The organism is Nocardia sp. NPDC050712 (assembly GCF_040654295.1).
Classification (GTDB): domain Bacteria; phylum Actinomycetota; class Actinomycetes; order Mycobacteriales; family Mycobacteriaceae; genus Nocardia.
In genome coordinates this window covers 1650403-1666967 of sequence record NZ_JBFAHT010000002.1, presented here as the reverse complement: position 1 = coordinate 1666967, position 16565 = coordinate 1650403, and the positions used below count along the sequence as shown (strand labels likewise).

Genomic DNA, 16565 nt, shown 5'->3' with positions numbered 1-16565 from the left:
CCTGGTGTGCGCGCTGGGCCGCCGCGTTGACGGCCGTCGCGATTGATGATTGTCTTTGCCTGTGCCTGAAGGGTTTTCGAGCAATCGTAGGTGTCGCTACCGGACCCGCATCGGCCTGGCGCTCGCCGTCGCGGCCACCTGCCTGTCCGGCCCGCCTCTGGCCGGCGCCGCCCCGGCGGTGACGCTGCCGCCGCGCCACGCCGGGTTCGACTACCAGATCACCGCCCCCTACGCGCCGCCGCCGGGCGTCACCGTCGTCTCCCGCGATCACGGCGCCACACCCGCCCCCGGGCTCTATAACCTCTGCTACGTCAACGGTTTTCAGGTCCAGGAGGGCGCGGAAGCCGAATGGCCGGCCGACCTGTTGCTGCGCGACGGCACCGGCGCGGTGGTCTACGACGAGGTCTGGAACGAGGCGCTGCTCGACATCCGCACCGCGGACCAGCGCACCCGCATCGCCGACCGGGTCGGCGGATGGATCGAGGAGTGCGCGCGCAAGGGCTTCGACGCCGTCGAGATCGACAACTACGACAGCTACAGCCGATCACGCGACCTGCTGAGCACCGACCAGGCCGTCACCTTCATCGCCCTGCTCGCCCGGCGCGCACACGACCGCGGCCTGGCCATCGGCCAGAAGAACGCCGCCGAACTGGTCGACCGAAGGACCGCGGCCGGACTGGATTTCGCGGTCGCCGAGGAATGCGGCGACACCGAGGAGTGCGGCGTCTACGCCACCGCCTTCGACAACCACGTCATCGATATCGAATACACCGCGGCCGGACTGGCGGCGGCCTGCGCGGGCTACGGGACCACCATGAGCATCGTGCTACGCGACGTGGAGGTCTCCACGCCCCAGGATCCCGGCTACGTCCGCAAGACCTGCTGAGGCCGCGCGCGGTTATCCGGCGGTGTCCTCGCTCGTGGCGACCAGGTGCAGCAGGGTGCGCAGGCTCTCGCGCTGGGCGGGAGTGAGCGGGGCGAGCAGGTCGTCTTCCACCCCGCGCAGGCGACGGCGCGTCTCGGCCAGCACCGTGCTGCCCCGCGCGGTCAGTTCCACGCGGCGCACCCGCCGGTCGGCGGGGTCGGGGCGGCGCTCGACGAGCCCGGCGGCGGCCAGGTCGTCGATCAGGTAGGTCAGCACCGTGCGATCCAGGCCCAGGTAGTGGGCCAGGGCGAGCTGGCTCTTGGGCCCGATTTGCTGTGAGCCCAGTAACACCTGGTAGCCGCGCGGGCCGCCGGGCAGGTCGGCCACCAGCTCGTCGGTGCGGTGGCGGTAGCGGCGCACGACCGCGAACAATGCCCAGCCGAAGTCGGTGTCGGTCTCCTGCGGTGTGCTCACCGTCTCATCCTATCAGGGTATGCGGTTCGGCAAATGATCTGTTGACAATATCGTCTGTTGGACAGAACATCGGTTGAAGAGAAGATACCACTGGAGAAGGAGAATCATGAGCACCCTGTATCGCGTCGACACCAGCGTCCAGGCCGGGACATCGGTCACCCACGAAATCGCCGACGAGTTCGAGAGCGCGTGGCGGGCCGCGCACCCCGGCGGCGAGGTCACCCGCCGCGACCTGGTGCACACGCCGTTGTCCCCGGCGGTGTGGACCGAGGCCCTGGCCGCGCGCGAAGCCGATCACCCCACCGCCGCGCAGACCGCCGCGGTCGAGTTCGCCGCCGCACTGGCCACCGAGGTATTGGCCGCCGACGCGCTCGTCATCGGCGCCCCGCTCTACAACTGGGGTGTGTCCGAGCACCTCAAGTGCTGGATCGACATGCTGTGGACCGACCCGCGTTTCGCGCCGCGCACCTACCCCCTGACCGGCACGCCCGTCACGCTCGTCGTCGCCCGCGGCGGCGGCACCTCACCCGGCGCGCCCCAGGAGGGCTGGGACCATTCGGTGCCGTTCCTGCGGCACACCTTCGGCACGGTCTTCGGCGCCGAGGTCACCCTGATCGAGACCGAATTGACCCTGGCCGAGCACAGCCCGGCGATGGCGCACCTGCGCGACCGGGCCGTGGCACTGCGGGCGAACAGCCACGCGCTCGCCCGGGCCGCCGGGGCGGGGACCGTACGACCGGCCGCGTGAGACACCGGCTGGGGTGCGCTGTGCGGATGCGCGCCTCTCGGCCCGGCCGCGGCTGCGTGGCGAGAATCGGGTGACCCAGAGCTGTTCGAGCTGCGACCCGAGGAGAACCATGTCGGTCACGATCCGCACGCGTACCGCTGCCCTGGCCTTGGCCCTGAGTGTCGGCGCCGGGCTCGGGCTGGCTACCGCCGCGCCCGCGGCGGCCAAACCCGCCGCCATGAAATGCGGTAAGACGCTGGCGGAGTGGACCGGGGCATCCGGTGCGGCCACCTACACCGGCACTCTCGAGAACAGCTCGGCCGGCGGCTCCAAGCCGACTACCGGGGCGGTCGAACCCGGCGCGGCCACCTTGGAGTTCAGCTCCGGTGGCCCGGCGGCGGGCATGGTCGTGCTCACCACCGCCGACGGCGCGAAACTCGAGCACGCCTTCGGCGCCGGCAAGCGCGGTCAGCGCATCGAGGCGCTGAGCTGGTCGGAGAACAAGGTGAACTACACCCTCGAGAAGCCGGTGTGCGCGAACGCCGACGCCACGGTGACCTCGGCGACGCTGCTCATCGTCTCGAAGCAGAGCTCACCCTTCCGCTTCAGCAGCGCCTCCATGACCCGCCGGTAGCGACCCGAACTCACGCCGGTTCGATGTCGTGGCGTTTGACGAACAGGATGAGCGCCAGCACCGGATACACCAGGATCGGCAGCAGCGTGCCGGCGTAGGACGGCTGGTCCACCAGGATCGCGCTGCCGCTGAGCAGCGTGAAATCGAAGAGCCCGTGGATGATCGAGTTGGCGGCGTTGCCGCGGGTCGCCCGGCGGATCAGATAGAAGAAGTAACCCGCGAGGCTGACCATGATCGCTTGCGGCAGCGCCGAGAGGCCGTGGCCGACCACGTTGGACAGGTGCACGGCCCCGAAGATCAGGCTCGACCACAGCGCCACCCGGCCCTCGGTGAGCCCGTGCCGGCGCAGGACGGTGACGCCGATGCCGCGGAACATGCCCTCCTCGCCCCAGCCGACGAGCTGGGTCGCGAGCAACAGCACCACGATGTAGACCCAGCCCTTCTCGGCCAGGGCGCTGTAGTCGATGCCGAAGGCGATGGCGAGCAGGAACACGATCGGCACGACGCGGACCCAGGGCCGGGTCGGATGGTCCTCCCGCAGGACCGGGCGCAGCCAGCCCAGGTAGGCGGCGACACCGTAGGTGAAGGCCAGCGCCACGCCGAGCGGGATGATCATCGCGAAGAACACCGACCGGGTGCTCAGGAAGTCGTCCGTGCCGGTGAGCTTCTGCAGCAGCAGGCCACCGCCCTGGATGAGCACCAGGTAGGTGAGCACGACCACGGCGAACATCGGATAGGACAGGCTGCGGGGCGCCCGGCCCGCCGACGGCGACACATCGACAGCACTCATGTCAGCAAACATAGAGCCTGCGGGGCCGCGTCGCCGTGACGCGCGGGATATAGGGTTCCTCCATAGTTAGCGCGTCACGGTGTGGAGATGGTCCAGGGTGCAGAGTTCGAGTCAGTCCGGATGGTTGCAACTGCTGCTCGAGGACGCGCCGTGGCCGGCGCTGATGCGCTACCGCGGCGTGGTCCGCGAGCAGGCGGGCACGGCGGGCGACCTGGACGCCGACGCCGCGCTGGAACTGCGCGCGAAACTCGATCAGCGCCGGCATCGGGCCGCGGAGTTGTCGGCGCTCAACGACCTCGCCGTGCGGCTGACCGCGGTGCGCGACCCGGGCGCGCTGTTGCAGATCGTGGTCGAGCAGGCGCGCGGCCTGCTGCAGGTCGACCTGGCCTATGTCGCGACCCTGGCCGGGGACGAGTTCGTCGTCGAGGTCACCAGTGGTGCGCTCTCGACCCTGCTGCCCGGGATGCGGTTTCCGCGCGAGGAGGGGCTGGCCGGGGTCATCCGGCGCACCCGCGCCTCGGCCTGGACCCAGGACTACCAGGCGGACCCGAACTTCCGGCATCGCGCGGGCGCTGACAGCGCCGCGGCGGCGGAGAACATGCGCGGCCTGCTCGGGGTGCCGCTCCTGCTCGGGGATCAGGTGCTGGGCGCGCTGTTCGCCTGCAAGCGCACCGAGCGGCAGTTCAACGACTCCGAGACCAGGCTGCTGGCCGCGCTCGCGGCGCACGCGGCGGTCGCCATCGACAACGCCCGATCGTTCGCGGGGTATCAGCGCAGCGTCGAACGCCTGGAACGGGCCAACGCCGAGTTGTCCACGCGCACGGCGCAGTTGGAGAAGGCGATCGAGTGGGATCGGACCCTGGCCGAGGTGGTGCTGCGCGGCGGCGGGGTGGCCCAGCTGGTCGCGGATGCCGGGCGGTTGATGGGCAAGCCGGTGCACCTGGTCACCGACGCGGCCACGATGCCCGCGGAACTCGAGGCGGTCGGTGCGGCGGTCGCGGAGGTGGTGACCGGCTTGGCCTCGGGTGCGCTCGACCGGTCGGAGGTCGTGGTCGTGCCCGCCGCTGCCGGGTCCGCGGCCCAGGTGATCGCGCAATGCATTCACACCGAGGACCGGTTTCTCGGGGCGCTGCTCGTGCGCACGGCCGGGGACACCGAATTCACCGAGGCGGACCGGCTGCTGCTGGGCCGGGCCGCGCCCGCGGTGGCGCTGCTGCTGGCCGCGGATCACTATGCCGGGGAGGCCTCACGGCGGGCGCGCGACGCTTTCGTCGTCGATCTGGTCACCCGCCCGGCCGCCACCGCGGAGGACGACCGCCGCCAGTGCCGCCTGGCCGGTGTGGCCCCGGATCGCCGCTACTGCGTGGTGGTCACCGAGGCCGGGGGAGCGGGCGGGCGGCTGCCGGACTCGGTCGCCTGGCCGTCGGGAACTGTTGTCGCCCAGCATGGTTCGCGGGCGATCGCGCTGGTGCCGGGCGAGGATCCGGGCGCGGTCGCGGCCCTGCTGCCCGCGGCGGTCACCAGCGGGGTGTCCGACGCCGCGGCGGGTGCGGCCGGGCTGTCGGCGGCCTACCTCGAAGCCCAGCAGACCTGCGATGTGCTGCTCACCCTGGGCCGGGCCGGGGAGACCTGCGCGGCCGCCGACCTCGGCATCTACCGCATCCTGCTGACCCACAGCGGCCGGCGGCAACTCGATCGGCTCGCCGAGCGGCTGCTGGGCCCGCTGCTGGCCGAGGAGGCCAAGCGCGGCACCCCGCTGGTGGACACCCTCTCGGCCTACCTCGGCCACGGGCGCCGGCACGCCGAGACCGCGGCCGCGCTCACCATTCACGTCAACACGCTCTATCAGCGCTTGGACACCGTGGACCGGTTGCTCGGCACCGGGTGGCGGCAACCGGACGCGGCGCTGGATCTGCAAGTGGTGCTGCGGTTACGGCGTAGCGCGGTGCTGCTGGCGTAGCGCGACGACCAGCGCGGCGGCGGCAAGCATGACCGCGCCGACCACCCACAGTCCGGCGCGCGGATTGCCGGTCAGATCGAGCAGCCAGCCGGTCAGGAACGGCGCCCCGAACCCGGACAGGTTGCCGATCGAGTTGATCAGCGCGATGCCGGTCGCGGCGGTCACCCCGCTCAGGAAGGTGGAGGGCAGATACCAGAACACCGGCAGCGCGCAGAACACGCCCACCGCGTTGATCGTCACGGCCGCCATCGCCAGCAGCGGCGAATCCAGGTACAGCGCAAGGGGAATGGAGACCGCGCCGACCGCGGTCGGCACCGCGACATGCCAGACGCGCTCGCCGGTGCGGTCGGAGTGCCTGCTCCACAGCACCATGACCGCGCCGCCGATCGCGAACGGGACCGCCACGATCAGGCCGGTCGTCATCAGGTTCAGGTGCAGGCCGAAGGTCGTCTTGAAACCGGCGACGATGCTGGGCAGGAAGAAACTCAGCGCGTACAGGCCGTAGGTGATCCCGAAGTAGACGAAGCCCAGCGCCCAGACCCGCGGATCGGTGAACGCCGCGCGGATCGAGCCTTTGGTCTCGGCCGGTGCCTGCTGCTCGGCGGCCAGGGTGCTGGTGAGCCAGTCGCGTTCGGCGGTGCTGAGCCAGCGGGCCTCGGCGGGCCGGTCGGTGAGATAGAACCAGGTCACCACGCCCAGCAGCACGGCGGGCAGGCCCGAGAACAGGAACAGCACCCGCCACCCCGACAGCCCGAACAGGCCGTCGCCGTATTCGACGATCGCGCTCGAGATCGGCGAGCCCAGCGCCGAGGACACCGGAAGCGCCAGCATGAACAACCCGGTCAGGCGCACCCGGTAGGCGCGGGGGAACCACAGGGTCAGGTAGAACAGCACCCCGGGAAAGAAGCCCGCCTCCGCGATGCCGAGCACGATGCGCAGCCCGGCCAGCATCTCCACGTTGGACGCCCAGGTCATCGCCATCATCACCAGCCCCCAGCTGACCATGATCCGGGCGATCCAGCGGCGGGCGCCGAAGCGGTGCAGGGCGATGTTGCTGGGCACCTCGAACAGCAGGTAGCCGGCGAAGAACAGGCCCGATGCCAGCCCGAACATGGTCTCGGTCATGCCGAGTTCGGTGCTCATGGTCAGCTTGGCGATGCCGATGTTGGTGCGGTCGAGATAGTTGATGAAATAGGCCAGGCCCAGGAACGGGATCAGGCGGCGCGCGACCTTGCGGGTCACCTGGTGCTCGAGATCGGTGCGTGCGGGTCGCAGCGTGGGGCTCATGCGGGGAAACTCCGGAATCGTTGTCGGTCAGTGGATCGGGACGCAGGCGGGGCTGCCGTCGGGGGTGCGCTCGGTCTGGCGCAGCGCGAACTGCTGGGCGACAGCGCGGATGTCGGGGCCGGTCGGGTCGGTGAGCAGGTCGGTGGGGTCGGTCGGCTGCCCGCCGGAGTAGGCGTGGAACAGGCCGTCGATCAGCCAGCGCTGGCCGAGCAGGCAGCCGCGGGCGTCGGCGTAGGCGGAGACCGTGTAGTCGCGGCCGTTGACCCGCCCGGTGCCGACCCGCGCGGGTGCGCGCGGCACCGATCCGTTGGCGGCGCCGTCGTCGGCGTAGTCGTTGGTGACCAGCCACTGCTGGACCAGCGCGTCCTGACCGGACAGTTGCGCGATCGGGTCGAGCGAGCCCGAGGACACCAGAAATGGCATGCGATGCAGGTATGCACCCATTGCCCGGAAGGCGAGCAGTCCGGACTGTTCGGGGTCGAAGGTGCTCTGCGGCTTCGGGGTCGGCAGCTCACAGCCCGCGCCCTGATACATGCAGCCGACCTCGGTGTGCACGGAGGCGAACAGGTCCGGGTAGGTGGCGGCCATGACCGTGGCCATCCCCGCGCCCGCCGAGATCCCGCCGACGAACACCTGGTGCGCGGCGATCGGGAGCCGGTGCCGCACCTGACGGGTGATCGCGGCGATCAACGCCGGGGCACGCCCCTCGCGTCCGGCCGCCGCCGAGCCGCTCCAGTCCCAGACCCCGGTGCCGGTCGCGGCCCGGCTCTCCTGCGGGTAGACGACCACGAATCCCTGTTCGCGCGCCAGCGTGTTCAGCCGGGAGCGGACCGCGACCAGGGCGACGTCGTCTCTGCCGCCGTGCAGGTGGACGACCAGCGGGACCGGGCGCTCACCGACACCGGGCGGGACGTAGAGGGCGTATCGCATGCTGCCGCGCTCGTCGCCGACCTCGCCGTAGGACAGTTCGCCCGCGCCGGGGTCGGCGGTTGCGGGTGCGGCACCGCACAGCGCGACAACGATTGCGGCACAGAGGAATCGGAGGATCACGCGCGATCCAGATGTGCGCGCAGGGCCGCGGCGGTGGCGTGCGCTCCCCGGTCGGTCATGATGATGGCGGCGTGGTCGACGCCCTCGACGAGTTCGGCCCCGAGCAGCCCGGCGCGCATCGACTCGACGTGCTCGACCGGATACATCGGCGCGCTGTCGGCGCCCACACTCCACTGCGCGTAGACCAGCCGCGCCGGCACCCGTAGCCGCGCGAATACCTCGGCGGGGGTGTCGCAGGCCAGGACCGAGAGCGCGTCTTCGACCACGCTGTCCGGATCGCGGCGCACCCGCCACCCGTCGGGGACGGGCTCGAGTTCGTGGTCGAGCATCCGCGCCAGCCGGGTGTCGGCGGGATCGACCAGCGGGGCGGCCGTGCGGCGATAGTGCGCGGCATAGGCGTGCTGATCCGGCCAGATCGCCGAGGTGTCGTAGACGGTGCGCAGGTGCGCTTCCAGTTCGGTGCGCGGCATCGGCGGCGCGACGGGCAGGCCGCCGTCGACGAGGGTGAGCGAGCGGACCCGGCCCGGATACTCGGCGGCGAGGTGGGTAGCGAGGAACCCGCCCATGGACATGCCGAGCACGTCGACCGAGGCCAGGCCGAGCGCGTCGAGCAGCGCGATCAGGTGCTCGGCGTGCGCGGCGACCGAGGACGGGCCGGCGGGGCGGGCCGGGGAGTGCCCGCGCCCGGCCAGGTCGGGGGCCAGCAGGGTCAGCTCGGGGTCGGCGTCGTGCAGCCACAACCACAGCCGGCTCGTACTCGAGACGCCGTGCAGCGCGAGCACCGGATCGGTGTGCCCGGGCCGGGTGGACAGGTGCAACGGCCCGGCGGCGGTGCCGACCTGCCGATCCTGCAGCGTTGTCAAAGGACTCTCCTCCACGTCGGGTCAGTGCAGGAATGTTAGGCAGGTCACATCACCGCCGAGGATGGGTGAATCCTCCAGTGCTGCGGTGAGTGAGTGGAGGTTTCACCCATTGGACGTGGCTCGGCGTCCTCTTTACCGTCGAGGCGTGCAGACCCCTACTTCCGATATCGATCGCGCCCTGGTCGCCGAACTCCTCGACCTGCTGCCCGAGGGCCGGGTCCTGACCGATCCGGGCCTGCTCGGGCGCTACGAACACGACGAGGGGGAATGGGCCGAGTTCGCGACCCCGCTGGCGGTGGTGCGGGCCCGGACCGCCGAGGAGGTCCAGACCGTGGTGCGGTCCTGCCGGGCACACGGTGTCGCGGTGATCGCCCGCGGCGCGGGCACCGGGTTGTCCGGTGGGGCCAACGCGAGCGCGCGCAGCGTCGTGGTGTCGCTGGAGGCGATGAACAGCGTCGTCTCGATCGACGCGCTGGAACGCCTGGCGGTCGTCGAGCCCGGGGTGGTCAACGACGATCTGCGCGCGGCGTGCGCCGAGTTCGGGCTGTGGTATCCGCCGGATCCGGCCAGCTCCCCGTGGTCGACCCTCGGCGGCAACGTCGCCACCAACGCGGGCGGGCTGTGCTGCGTCAAATACGGCGTCACCCGCGACTATGTGCTGGGCGTGCAGGTGGTCACCGGCACCGGCGAACTGGTGCGGCTGGGCCGGATGACAGCGAAGGGCGTCGTCGGCTACGACCTGGCCGGGTTGATGGTCGGCTCGGAGGGCACCCTGGGCATCATCACCGAGATCACCGTCAAGCTCCGTCCGCTGCAAGCACCCCGGCGCACGATCGCGGGCTATTTCGATTCGGTGGCCGACGCCGGTCGCGCGGTCACCGCGGTGGCCGGTGCGGGCCTGACGCCCTCGGCGCTGGAACTCATCGATCGCCAATGCCTGCTCGCGGTCGACGCGTGGAAGAACATGGGCCTGGCCGTCGACGCGAACGCGGTGCTGCTCGGCCAGATCGACACGGTGGGTGCGGAGGGGGACAGCGAAGCCCAGCGCATGCGCGACTGCTTCGACGCCGCGGGCGCGACCTGGTCGGTGGTGTCGGGTGACGCGGCCGAAGCGGAGGCCCTGTTCGCGGCCCGCCGCCTGGCCTATCCGGCGATGGAGCGCCTGGGCCCGGTACTCACCGAGGACGTCTGCGTGCCCAAACGCCACATCGCCGACATGCTCGAGCGCATCGAGCAGATCGCGGCCGAGCACGACACCGTCATCGCCAATATCGCCCACGCCGGCGACGGCAACCTGCATCCGCTGCTGATCACCCCGCGCGCGGACGAACCCGCCCGGGAACGCGCGCAGCGGGCCTTCGCCGCCATCATCGACGCCGCGCTGGCCTACGGCGGCACCGTCACCGGCGAGCACGGCATCGGCACCCTGAAGAAAGCCGGTCTGTACCAAGAACTCTCACCCGCGGTCATCGAGATGCATCGCGCGGTGAAGGCGGCCCTGGACCCCGACGGGATCCTGAATCCCGGCAAGGTGCTGTGAGCGTGCGACCCGGGCGTACAGTGCCCCCAGACGCACCTACCGACCCCGCAGAGGAGTTCGACGTGTCCGACGCGGCACCGATCGACTGGAAGCAGCTACGCTCGCGCACCCCCGGCGACGCCGAGCGCGCCGCCTTGCGCGCCACCCTGGTCGAGCGGGCCCGGCTGGTCCGCGAACACGGCTGGGACGGCTATCGCGGGGAGTGGACCGAGGGCGAACAGGCCGGGGTCGCCTACCTGCTCGAGGACACCGCCCAGCTGACCGAACTCGGCGAACCCGAGGGCTCGGTGCTGACCCGCTACGCCGGCGAACTCTACGGATTCACCGGCGCCCGCAAGGAGATCGACTCCGGGCTGGTCGGCACCCAGGCCTGGTTCGCCGCCGCCCGCGCCGACCTCGCGCGCTGACCTACATCGGATACACCGCGTGCTTGCGCGGATTGAACTCCGGCTTGACCGGGGCCTTGTGCCGTAGCAGCCGCAGTGCGCGCCGGATCTCGAGCCGGGTGTGCACCGGCTCGATGACGGCGTCGATGTAGCCGCGCTCGGCCGCGATCCACGGGGTCGCGATGGTCTCGTTGTAGTGGTTGACCATGAACTCGCGCGCCGCGGGCCGCTGCTCCTCGGGCACCGCGGCGAGTTGGCGTTTGCCGATCAGGTCGACCGCGCTCTCGGCGCCGATCACCGCGATCCGGGCGGTCGGCCAGGCGAAGCTGAGGTCGGCCCCGACCTGGCGCGCGGCCATCATGCCGTAGGCCCCGCCATAGGATTTGCGCACCACCAGGTTGATGATCGGCACGGTGGCCTCGATGATCGCGCGCGGCACCCGCCCGCCGCGGATGATCACGCCGCTGGCTTCCTGCTCCAGCCCGGGCAGCACGCCCGGGGTGTCCACGACGAAGACCAGCGGAATGTTGAACGCGTCGCAGAGCCGGATGAAATAGGTCGACTTGTCCGAGCAGGCCGCATCGATGGATCCGCCCAGCACCAGCGGCTGGTTGGCGATCACCCCGACCGGGGAGCCGTCGACGCGGGCGAAGCCGGTGATCAGGTTCGGCGCGAATGCCGCCCGGATCTCGTGGAATTCGCCGTCGTCGAAGATCCGCAGCAGGATCTCGTGCATGTCGTAGCCGGTGCGATCGGAGTCGGGGATGATGCTGTCGAGTTCGCGATCGTAGGCGGTGAGTTCGGGTTCCAGGCCGGGATTCACGCTCGGCGGCAGCTCGAGACAGCTGGTCGGCATGTAGCTCAGATATCGGCGGGCCCACTCGTAGGCGGCCTGCTCGGTGTCGGCGACATGGTGCAGGGTGCCGCGCTTGGCCTGTACCTCCGCGCCACCGAGGTCCTCGGCGCTGATGTCCTCGCCGTTGACCGCTTTGATCACCTCCGGCCCGGTGACGAACATGTAGGAGTCGCGGGTGCCGATCAGCACGTCGGTGTTGATCGGCCCGTAGACCGACCCGGCCGCGCACTTGCCGAGAATGATCGACACCTGCGGCACGTAGCCCGACAGTTTCTCCAGCACGCGGGAGATGTCGCCGAAGGAGGCGATCGAACCGACCGCGTCCTGGATGCGCGCGCCGCCGGAATCGTTGATCGTCACCACGGGGCAGGCGTTGTCGAACGCCAGCTGCAGGGCGCGCATGAACTTGCGCGCGGAGGTGATGCCGACCGATCCGCCGTAGACGGTCTGATCGTGGGCGATCACCACCACGGGGCGCCCGGCGATGGTGCCGCGCCCGGTGACCAGTCCGTCGCCGTAGAGGGCATCGGGCTGCCCGGGCTGGCGGGCCAGCGCACCGGTTTCGAGGAACGTCCCGCGATCGAGCAGCATCGCGATCCGTTCGCGCACACTGGGAATGCCCTTTTTCTCGCGCTTGGCGACGCCACCGGCACCGGCCGGTTCGGCGGCGACCGCCAGGATCTGCTCCAGTTGCCCGAGTTTCGCCCGGGTACCCGCCACGCTTGCTGCCACTGTCTCTCCCACTGTCGTGCCCAGGCGACGGTAAGGGCTGCGGGCGCGCCGGCGGGATGGCCCGCGGCGATTGCGAGGACAGGTCACAAATCCGGCCCGAGGGATATGGCAACTCCAACAGTTGAGTCGAGACGGGGGAAACGTGCTGGCCGGAGGCGGTCGCGTCTACACTTTGGGCATCTCAGCCGACGCCTCACCGACCCTGGACGGTGCCGTGACCACGCAGATGGATCCCGAATATCCCGGTTTCGCCGCGCTCGACGGCCGGTGGTTCCTACGGGGGGTTCCGCAGCACCCGGAGCAGTTGTCCGCGTGTGTGCGCTCGGGCCTGGATCAGCCCGAGGCGATGGCCCGCATCATGGCCGCCGCCCGCGCGCTCAACGCCGGGGCCGGGCTCGAGGCGGTGGCCGAAGGGGTACTCGCGCACGCGATGTCGGCGACCGCCGCCGATTTCGGCAACGTGCAACTACTGGACCCGGCGACCGGTGCGCTGCGCATCGTCGCGCACTGCGGGTTCGACACCGAATTCCTGGAGTACTTCACCGCCGTCGACGACACCGCGTCGGCGTGTGGGCGGGCCGCGCGCGAGTCCGCGCAGATCGCGATCGCCGACGTGCGCACCGACGCCGGGTTCGCCCCGCACCGGGAGATCGCCGCCGCCACCGGGTTTCGCGGCGTGCAGTCCACCCCGCTGCTCGATTCCGGCGGCCGCCTGATCGGCATGGTCTCCACCCATTTCCGCGACGCGCATCGCCCGCCGCATCCGGAGCTGGCGTTGCTGGGGCTCTACGGCGTGTTTGCCGGGGAGGTGACCGCCCGGCTGCTCGACGCGGGCCGCAGCGCCCCGGCGGCGCGGGATCCGCTCTCGGCGTTGGCCTTCGAGCCGGCGCTCCCGGCGCTGGACACCCTGGCCTTCGCCGAGCTGGGAGAGCGGCTGGTGCGCACCCTGTTCGACGGCGGGCTGCGGTTGAGCCGGGTGCGCGCGGCACTGGACGGTGAGCTGGTCACGCCGCTGGCGCTGGCCGACGCCCGCGACGCCCTCGAACAGGCCGTGACCGATCTGGACATGATGATCCGCGAGACCGGGCTGGCGATGCTGGACCTGACCTCCACGGTGCCCACCCCGGAATTCCGGCGCCGCCGCCGACGGCGCTGACCTGCCGATCCCTCCGGGTGAGGTTTACCGCGCCGCTGCCGGGGCATAACGGCGACACCTCGGGCGGGGGTGGGGAGACCAGTTGATGACTCGTGCACGGGAACTGAACGATATGAACAGCGATCCCACCGAAATCATGTCGGCGCCGGGTTCCGGGCATCCCCGGCACCCGCCGGCCAGTTCCGACATCGCCGCCGCGGAGGCGCTGCGACTGCTGGGCACGGTGAGCTTCGGGCGGATCGCCTTCGCGCGCCACGCCCTGCCCACGATCCGCCCGGCCAACCACATCCTGGACGAGGGCCGGGTGATCGTCGCCGCTACCGCGCTGCTCAGCTCGCATCGGCAGGCGGTGGCCTACGAGGTCGACACCCTCGACGCCGCCACCCAGCGCGGCTGGTGCGTCATCGTCACCGGGCCCGCCGAGGAGGTCACCGATCCGCAGCTGCTGCTGCGCTATCGCGCGCTGCTCGAGCCGTGGCTGCCCGGGCATCGCATCATCGCCATCGATCCCGATATCGTCACCGGGATCCGATTCCGGCCCGGCACCCGCACGCCGGCCCCGTTCACCCATCGCATGGCCTGAGTCAGCGCGCGTAGAGCCGGTGCACGGTGACCGCGGCGGCCAGCAGCCGCGAGTTGTTCGGTTCGGCCGGGTCGATCCCGGTGAGTTCGCCGACGCGACGCAGCCGATAGCTCAGCGTGTTGGGGTGCACGTGCAGGTGCGCCGAGGCGGTCTTGCGGTCCGCGCCGAAACGCAGGTGCGCCTCCAGGGCTTCGAGCAGATGCGGGGTGCGCAGCAGCGGATCGATGCGCGCGGCCAGGCGGTCACGGGCGGCGCCGGGGCGGGTCAGCTGATATTCGAGCAGCAGATCGTCGAGCCGGTACAGCCCGGGGGTGCGGCCCAGGACGCGGGCCAGGGTGGCGAGTTCGGCGACCTCGGCCGCGGCCTGTGGCAGCTCCGCGCGCGGCACCGCGGCGCATTCGGCCAGGTAGGTCGGCGCGCCGAGTTTGTCGGCGAGTTCGGTGGCCAGGGTGGCGGTGCGGGCGTCGGGTTCGGTCTCGGAATGCTGGGGTAGCAACGCGATTCCGGTCGACCCGTCGAAGGAGACCAGCGCGGCGCCGTTGCTGGCCGCGTCCAGGGTGCGGTGCGCGATGCGGATGCGCCGGCGCGCCAGCAGATCGGCGGCCGCGGTGGCCGGTTCCTCGGGCCGCACCTGGATCGCCAGGACGGTGTAGCGCTCGGCCAGGGGTGCGTCGGCGCGCGCGGACAGCGCCTCGGCGGGCCGCCCGCGCAGCAGCGCCGAGCACAACTCGCGGCGGGCCTCGCGTTCGGCGTTGTGGATGGACTGGCCGACCTCGACGTAGGTCTCCATCACCGTGATGTTGATGTGCATGAGCAGATCGAGCAGACCGGAACCGATCTGGACCAGCTGCTCGGTCTCCCCGGGCGCGGCCAGCGCGACGGCCTCGGACAGCACCGAGTGCGCCGAGCCGTGGATGGCCTCGAGCAGGATCGGCAGCGGAAAGCGGTCCTCGGCATGGCGTTCGGCGACCGGGGCGACATAGGCCGAGACCTCGTCGCGGGTGAGCCGGCGGTCCTCGGCGATGGCCTGCAGCACCGCGCGCCCGCAGGCGTAGATGGCGGGCAGCACCTCGGGGCGGAAGTGGCCCGCGGGCAGATCCGCCGCCGGGGGTGTGGCACCGAGCCCGTCGGCGAGCATGCGTTCGGCGATCTGGGGCCACCGGGTGAGCAGGCGGGCGAGCAGGGTGGTCTCGGCGGTGGGTGCAGCGGCAGGCATGGGCTGATTGTGGCCGAGCACAGCGATGCGGGCCAACACTGCGCGGCCCGGACCCAAATCTTTGTCACCAGCGACAATATCGGGGTATCGGATTTCGTTCGTCCGTGCAGTGACGCTACCTCGGGGGCGGGACAGACTCGCTGCATGAGCCTGCCCCGCGACGCTCCCGCGGATATCGCCGCACCCGTCGGCCACCGGGGCCCGCCGCGTCCCGAGCACGATGACTTCTACCGTCCGCCACCGGGATTCGAGCATCGCGCGCCCGGCACCGTGCTGCGCACCCGCGAGGTGCAGCTCGCGCTGTTCGGCCGCGTTCCGCTGCGGGCCTCGGCCTGGCAGCTGCTCTACCGCACCAGCGACCTGCACGGGGGCGCGGAGGCCGCGGTGACCACGGTGCTGCTGCCCGCCGGGGCCGCGGTGTGCGCGCGGCCGCTGGTGTCGTTCCAGTGCGCGATCGACGGCGTCAGCTCCCGCTGTTTTCCGTCCTACGCGCTGCGGCGCGGGGCGCGGGCGCTGGGTGCGATCCCGCAGCTGGAGTTGCCGGTCATCGCCGAGGCGCTGGCGCGGGGCTGGGCGGTGTCGGTGCCCGATCACGGCGGGATGGGCGGGCACTTCGGTGTCGCGCGCGAACCCGGATACCGGGCGCTGGACGCGGCGCGCGCGGCGCTGGGTTTCGCGCCGCTGGGCTTGGGCCCGGAAACCCGGATCGGACTGTGGGGGTACTCCGGCGGGGGATTGGCCACGGCATGGGCGGCCGAGCTGGCCGGTGACTACGCCCCGGAGCTGGCTATCGCGGGCGCGGTGGCCGGTTCGCCGGTGGGTGATCCCGGCGCGGCCTTCGTCCGGCTCAACGGCTCACTGCTGTCCGGGTTCTCCGCGGTCTGCGTCGCGGCGCTGCAACGGGCCTACCCCGAGCTCGAACGGTTGCTGCGGGTGCACGCGAAACCCGAATTCCACACCCTGCTCGCCGACGCCGCCACCCGCACCACCCTGAACCTGCTGCCGCGCCTGGCGGGCAAGAACCTCGACCGCTACAGCCGCCTGGGTTTCACCGAACTGCTGCACCGCACCGAGATGCGCCGCGTCCTGGACGACATCCGCCCCGGCGCGCACGCACCCACCATGCCGGTGCTGATCCTGCAGGGCGTCAACGACGAACTCATCGCCGTGCGCGACGTGGACGGCCACGTCGACCGCTACCGCGCCGCCGGCGCCGAGATCCACTACCTGCGCGACCGCCTCAGCCTGCACCTGGCCCTGCTCTACCTGGGCACACCCGTGACCATGAACTGGCTGGCGGACCGCTTCGCGAACAAGCCTTTGCCGCCCGCCACCACCCGCACCGTCTGGTCGGTCGCCTGGACTCCGCGCGAAGTGCTGGGCCACTTGCGCTGCGCGGTCCTGCTGGCCCGCATCCTGTGCGGTCGGCCGATCATCGAGCGATAG

Annotated in this window: 16 protein-coding genes; 9 read left to right on the top strand and 7 right to left on the bottom strand. The window is 71.3% G+C overall.

Annotation, left to right across the window (positions count from 1 at the left end; genetic code table 11):
- Window positions 1–61: 61 nt before the first annotated feature.
- On the top strand, window positions 62–886 hold the full coding sequence (locus tag AB0H76_RS18635) for an endo alpha-1,4 polygalactosaminidase (RefSeq protein WP_357324962.1): 825 nt from the start codon (window positions 62–64) through the stop codon (window positions 884–886).
- 12 nt (window positions 887–898) lie between these two features.
- On the opposite strand, the gene AB0H76_RS18630 is transcribed toward AB0H76_RS18635, so the two are convergent.
- The gene (locus AB0H76_RS18630) at window positions 899–1339 is read right to left on the bottom strand and encodes a MarR family transcriptional regulator (protein ID WP_357324959.1); all 441 of its coding nucleotides are present in this window, start codon (window positions 1337–1339) and stop codon (window positions 899–901) included.
- Window positions 1340–1445: 106 nt separating this feature from the next.
- Between AB0H76_RS18630 and AB0H76_RS18625 the strand changes: the two genes are divergently transcribed.
- Together AB0H76_RS18625 and AB0H76_RS18620 are read left to right on the top strand one after the other, a co-directional pair.
- Entirely contained in the window at window positions 1446–2087 is a 642-nt protein-coding gene (locus AB0H76_RS18625; protein WP_357324956.1) for an NAD(P)H-dependent oxidoreductase, read from the top strand.
- A 109-nt stretch (window positions 2088–2196) separates the two neighbouring features.
- A complete protein-coding gene (locus AB0H76_RS18620) occupies window positions 2197–2700 on the top strand; it encodes a hypothetical protein (protein WP_357324954.1) in 504 nt (167 codons plus the stop codon).
- A gap of 10 nt (window positions 2701–2710) precedes the next feature.
- Here AB0H76_RS18620 and AB0H76_RS18615 read toward each other — a convergent pair whose 3' ends face one another.
- The gene (locus tag AB0H76_RS18615; protein WP_357324951.1) at window positions 2711–3490 is read right to left on the bottom strand and encodes a CPBP family intramembrane glutamic endopeptidase; all 780 of its coding nucleotides are present in this window, start codon (window positions 3488–3490) and stop codon (window positions 2711–2713) included.
- A gap of 97 nt (window positions 3491–3587) precedes the next feature.
- On the opposite strand from AB0H76_RS18615, the gene AB0H76_RS18610 reads away from it, so the two are divergent.
- Window positions 3588–5450, top strand: a complete 1863-nt coding sequence (locus AB0H76_RS18610; RefSeq protein ID WP_357324949.1) for a helix-turn-helix domain-containing protein — start codon at window positions 3588–3590, stop codon at window positions 5448–5450.
- On the opposite strand, the gene AB0H76_RS18605 is transcribed toward AB0H76_RS18610, so the two are convergent.
- Genes AB0H76_RS18605 through AB0H76_RS18595 form a run of 3 tightly spaced genes read right to left on the bottom strand, consistent with a single transcriptional unit; the run spans window position 5421 to window position 8650 of the window.
- Window positions 5421–6737: an MFS transporter gene (locus AB0H76_RS18605; RefSeq protein WP_357324946.1), complete on the bottom strand. Its 1317-nt coding sequence runs from the start codon at window positions 6735–6737 to the stop codon at window positions 5421–5423. The genes AB0H76_RS18610 and AB0H76_RS18605 overlap by 30 nt on opposite strands.
- Window positions 6738–6764: 27 nt before the next feature.
- Window positions 6765–7787, bottom strand: a complete 1023-nt coding sequence (locus tag AB0H76_RS18600; RefSeq protein ID WP_357324943.1) for a PHB depolymerase family esterase — start codon at window positions 7785–7787, stop codon at window positions 6765–6767.
- Entirely contained in the window at window positions 7784–8650 is an 867-nt protein-coding gene (locus AB0H76_RS18595) for an alpha/beta hydrolase (protein WP_357324940.1), read from the bottom strand. Before AB0H76_RS18595 ends, AB0H76_RS18600 begins: the two co-directional genes overlap by 4 nt.
- A gap of 166 nt (window positions 8651–8816) precedes the next feature.
- On the opposite strand from AB0H76_RS18595, the gene AB0H76_RS18590 reads away from it, so the two are divergent.
- Together AB0H76_RS18590 and AB0H76_RS18585 are read left to right on the top strand one after the other, a co-directional pair.
- Window positions 8817–10190, top strand: coding sequence for an FAD-linked oxidase C-terminal domain-containing protein (locus AB0H76_RS18590; RefSeq protein WP_357326246.1), 1374 nt, complete (start codon window positions 8817–8819; stop codon window positions 10188–10190).
- 62 nt (window positions 10191–10252) lie between these two features.
- Window positions 10253–10597: a hypothetical protein gene (locus tag AB0H76_RS18585; protein ID WP_357324938.1), complete on the top strand. Its 345-nt coding sequence runs from the start codon at window positions 10253–10255 to the stop codon at window positions 10595–10597.
- Between the two features lies 1 nt (window position 10598).
- Here AB0H76_RS18585 and AB0H76_RS18580 read toward each other — a convergent pair whose 3' ends face one another.
- Complete coding sequence (locus AB0H76_RS18580; RefSeq protein ID WP_357326243.1) at window positions 10599–12152, bottom strand: acyl-CoA carboxylase subunit beta; 1554 nt, start codon at window positions 12150–12152, stop codon at window positions 10599–10601.
- A gap of 226 nt (window positions 12153–12378) precedes the next feature.
- Here AB0H76_RS18580 and AB0H76_RS18575 point away from each other — a divergent pair, with 226 nt between their 5' ends.
- Together AB0H76_RS18575 and AB0H76_RS18570 are read left to right on the top strand one after the other, a co-directional pair.
- Window positions 12379–13320 (top strand): GAF domain-containing protein, encoded by a 942-nt coding sequence (locus tag AB0H76_RS18575; RefSeq protein ID WP_357324936.1) that lies wholly within the window; start codon window positions 12379–12381, stop codon window positions 13318–13320.
- An 85-nt stretch (window positions 13321–13405) separates the two neighbouring features.
- Window positions 13406–13903 (top strand): pyridoxamine 5'-phosphate oxidase family protein, encoded by a 498-nt coding sequence (locus tag AB0H76_RS18570; protein WP_357324932.1) that lies wholly within the window; start codon window positions 13406–13408, stop codon window positions 13901–13903.
- 1 nt (window position 13904) lies between these two features.
- Here AB0H76_RS18570 and AB0H76_RS18565 read toward each other — a convergent pair whose 3' ends face one another.
- Window positions 13905–15119 (bottom strand): helix-turn-helix domain-containing protein, encoded by a 1215-nt coding sequence (locus AB0H76_RS18565; protein ID WP_357324929.1) that lies wholly within the window; start codon window positions 15117–15119, stop codon window positions 13905–13907.
- A 144-nt stretch (window positions 15120–15263) separates the two neighbouring features.
- Here AB0H76_RS18565 and AB0H76_RS18560 point away from each other — a divergent pair, with 144 nt between their 5' ends.
- Complete coding sequence (locus tag AB0H76_RS18560) at window positions 15264–16565, top strand: lipase family protein (RefSeq protein WP_357324926.1); 1302 nt, start codon at window positions 15264–15266, stop codon at window positions 16563–16565.

Coding starts and splice junctions, on each gene's coding strand:
- AB0H76_RS18625 (WP_357324956.1), top strand. CDS start 1,446: ATGAGCACCCTGTATCGCGTCGACACCAGCGTCCAGGCCGGGACATCG.
- AB0H76_RS18620 (WP_357324954.1), top strand. CDS start 2,197: ATGTCGGTCACGATCCGCACGCGTACCGCTGCCCTGGCCTTGGCCCTG.
- AB0H76_RS18615 (WP_357324951.1), bottom strand. CDS start 3,490: ATGAGTGCTGTCGATGTGTCGCCGTCGGCGGGCCGGGCGCCCCGCAGC.
- AB0H76_RS18605 (WP_357324946.1), bottom strand. CDS start 6,737: ATGAGCCCCACGCTGCGACCCGCACGCACCGATCTCGAGCACCAGGTG.
- AB0H76_RS18570 (WP_357324932.1), top strand. CDS start 13,406: ATGACTCGTGCACGGGAACTGAACGATATGAACAGCGATCCCACCGAA.
- AB0H76_RS18565 (WP_357324929.1), bottom strand. CDS start 15,119: ATGCCTGCCGCTGCACCCACCGCCGAGACCACCCTGCTCGCCCGCCTG.
- AB0H76_RS18560 (WP_357324926.1), top strand. CDS start 15,264: ATGAGCCTGCCCCGCGACGCTCCCGCGGATATCGCCGCACCCGTCGGC.